Origin of the sequence: Allobosea massiliensis, from assembly GCF_042655245.1 — a bacterium.
Lineage (GTDB): Bacteria > Pseudomonadota > Alphaproteobacteria > Rhizobiales > Beijerinckiaceae > Allobosea > Allobosea massiliensis.
This window is the reverse complement of the sequence record NZ_JBHSLU010000142.1, coordinates 1-3,053: the sequence shown is the minus strand read 5'-3', so window position 1 is coordinate 3,053 and position 3,053 is coordinate 1. Positions and strand designations below refer to the sequence as shown.

3 protein-coding genes are annotated in these 3,053 nt (G+C 61.1%); all 3 read left to right on the top strand.

The annotated features are described in order from the left end of the window. Nucleotides 1–366: 366 nt before the first annotated feature. Complete coding sequence (locus ACFPN9_RS27860) at nt 367–1,314, top strand: radical SAM protein (RefSeq protein WP_067254675.1); 948 nt, start codon at nt 367–369, stop codon at nt 1,312–1,314. Between the two features lie 31 nt (nt 1,315–1,345). Next, the gene (locus ACFPN9_RS27855) at nt 1,346–1,798 is read left to right on the top strand and encodes a DUF302 domain-containing protein (protein ID WP_082734992.1); all 453 of its coding nucleotides are present in this window, start codon (nt 1,346–1,348) and stop codon (nt 1,796–1,798) included. Nucleotides 1,799–2,477: 679 nt separating this feature from the next. Next, nucleotides 2,478–3,053: hypothetical protein (locus ACFPN9_RS27850; RefSeq protein WP_377817952.1), on the top strand; the 576-nt coding region annotated here is incomplete at its 3' end.

Below are 3,053 nucleotides of genomic sequence, written 5' to 3'. Positions count from 1 at the left end.
CCCATCGTCAGCCTGCCAGCCGTGGCCGCCTGACCAGCCCGACCAAAGCCGGCACGCGGTGGCTCTGCGAAGCTACACCACCAGCAGGGACACGACCGCTCCATTCGTCTTCGCGTTCTGGCTGGCGGTCTTGCACGCAGCATCCACTCATTCGGGCCGCACTGCCGGTTCGTTACAGGCGGCTTCGCCAGGCCGCAAAGCAGCTTTGCGTGAGGCGATCGTGTAGGGCTGCCGGCTCGTCAGGGCAGCGCATTCACCGTCGGCCGATGCCCTGCGCGCCGAGCCTCACCACAAAAAGCACAGGGCCAGTGTAACGAAGCGGTCGCCGGGCGCGTATCTTATCGTGCCTAGCGTCGGAGCCCGTATGTGAACACGCCAACCCTCGTGACCGCCAAGTTTGTCGATCCTGTGCGGACCGCAAAGGGCGAACGGCGCGCGCGCGTCGATCTCAAGCGGTTGGAGACGCTGTGGTTCAATACGGGCACGCTATGCAACATCAAGTGCCAGAATTGTTACATCGAGAGTTCCCCCAGCAACGATCGGCTGGTCTACCTCTCGCTCGCCGATGTCACGGCCTATCTGGATGAAGTGCGGGACGAGCGGCTGCCGGTCCGGATGATCGGCTTCACCGGCGGCGAGCCGTTCATGAACCGCGACATGGTTGCGATCCTGACGAAGACGCTGGAGCGTGGCTTCGAGACGCTCGTGCTCACCAACGCGATGCGCCCGATGATGCGGCGCCGGGAGGAACTCACTCGGCTGCGCGAGGCCCATGGCGGGTTGCTGCGCTTTCGCGTGTCCCTCGACAGCCATCATGCCGCCATCCACGACGCGGAGCGCGGCGTTGGCTCCTTTGCCAAGGCGATGGAGGGCTTGCGCTTCCTGTCAAGGGAGGGGTTCCAGATCGAGATCGCCGGTCGGCATCTGGACGCCGAGCCGGAAGCGGTCGCACGCGCGGGTTATCGCGCGCTGTTCGATCGCGAGGCGATCGCGGTCGACTGTAACGACCCGGTCCAACTGGTGATCTTTCCGGAGATGACCCCCGACGCCAACCCGCCGGAGATCACCGACGCGTGCTGGGGCATCCTCGACAAGAGCCCGGACGACGTGATGTGCGCGACCTCGCGAATGGTCGTGCGGCGCAAGGGCGCCGATGCGCCGGCGGTCGTGGCCTGTACCCTGATTGCCTATGACGAGCGGTTCGAGCTTGGCCGCACGCTGAAGCAGGCGAAAGTCCCGGTGCCGCTGAACCATCGCCATTGCGCGACCTTCTGTGTCCTGGGCGGTGCGGCCTGCGGCGTGAAGAAATCCTGATCCCCAAAACCGCGCAGTCGGAGTTCACCAGATGACACGTGCATTGGTCATGAGTCTTGCCGCGCTGCTGCTGACGAGCGCGACGGCGCTGTCCCAGAACCTCACTACGGTCGAAAGCCGGTTCGCCGTGAAGGAGACCTCGGACCGGCTGGCGGCTGAACTCGAGAAGCGCGGCATCCGCATCGCCGCGCGGATCGACCACGCCGCCGCGGCCAAGGCCGCCGGGCTGGACATGCCGCCGACCGAGGTCATCATGTTCGGCAACCCGCGTCTCGGCACGCCGTTGATGCTGGCCCAGCCATCGGTCGCCATCGAACTGCCGATGAAGATGCTGATCTGGCAGGACGGGATTGGGAAGGTCATGATCGGCTATGCGCCGCCCTCGGCGCTGAAGGAGCGTTATCGGATCACCGGACAGGACGAGCCGCTGACCGCGATGGCCGGCGCGCTCGCCGGCCTCGCCAAAGCCGCCAGCGGTCAGTGACCGGCTGCGGTCGTGACGATCGAAACATTCCTTCGAAGGCGGGACGCTCCCGCCCTGGGCCAGGTCAGTAGGCTTTAACCTTCCACACCGGCCCACCCCATGGCTGCCGGGCCTGCGGCGTAACCGGCCATCGCCGACGATTGCCACCGGCGACACCACGCATGGGACATGACCTTTTGGCAGCCCCGATTAGGGCTTTTAGGTCGTGGGGGACGTTTGTGCCGGAAGAGAGTCGTGGCCCCGCGCCGTCGCGAAAAGCTCGTCACCCTCGCCAACGTGGTCCATCAGACGCAGCGTCGGTGCGGTGGACCTGTCTGGTGGACCTCTGCGTTTTCGGACACCTGACAGGTGCGCAGAACACTCACGGATCCAACCAATCTCGGAGGGCCTGAAGCCATTTGTCTCAGAAAGTGAGCAAATGGCTGGGGGACTAGGACCCCTATCCAAGTTCACAAAGAACTGGGCGACAACGTGTTTTTTGGCGGCTTGTCGGTCCGATATCCCCAATGTGGGCCGGTGATGTGGGCCAGTCAAGACAGTGAGAACCTTCCAGAAGGCCTGCGATACGGATAAGGAAATTGACATGCGCATGGCGCAGTCTAGATAATAGATTAGATTTCGATTGAAATTCTGGCACGGGCCCGTCATCAAATCGACCTTGACTGAGAGGTTGAAAGTCATGGATCTTAAAGAAGTAATTAGTGATCGCCTGATTATAATTGACGAACATCTTTCTTCTATTGAAACGCCCGTCTGGCATAGAGTGACACAGGCCTCGATTATATTTGTAAAGGATTATATCTTAGAAATAGAAGGTGACGATAAATCTGATTTTTATAATAAGCCTTGGTTTGCTGTTATCTACCACTATGTCAGAGAATGGTATCAAAATTTATACGGGCCCGCGCTTGATCGAGGGGGAACCTCAACAGCAACTGGTGTTGCGCTTGTTCGCGGCGTGCCTATTGAACTCAAAGTACCACTCACCCGCAGTACTGTAGAAATACCTGGTGAAACCGCTTGGCTACACTTTCCGGTGACGATTGAGGACGGTGAAAATCCAGAGACCTGGCTAGTCGGCTCGCCGCCTATCGACAGGCTACCGCAGCGTGAACGGACGAAACTCTTTGCAAAGCTGACTGCTATCGGCACAGGCTGGTCGTGTCCCTGCTGGTGGTGTAGCTTCGCAGAGCCACCGCGTGCCGGCTTTGGTCGGGCTGGTCAGGCGGCCACGGCTGGCAGGCTGACGATGGGA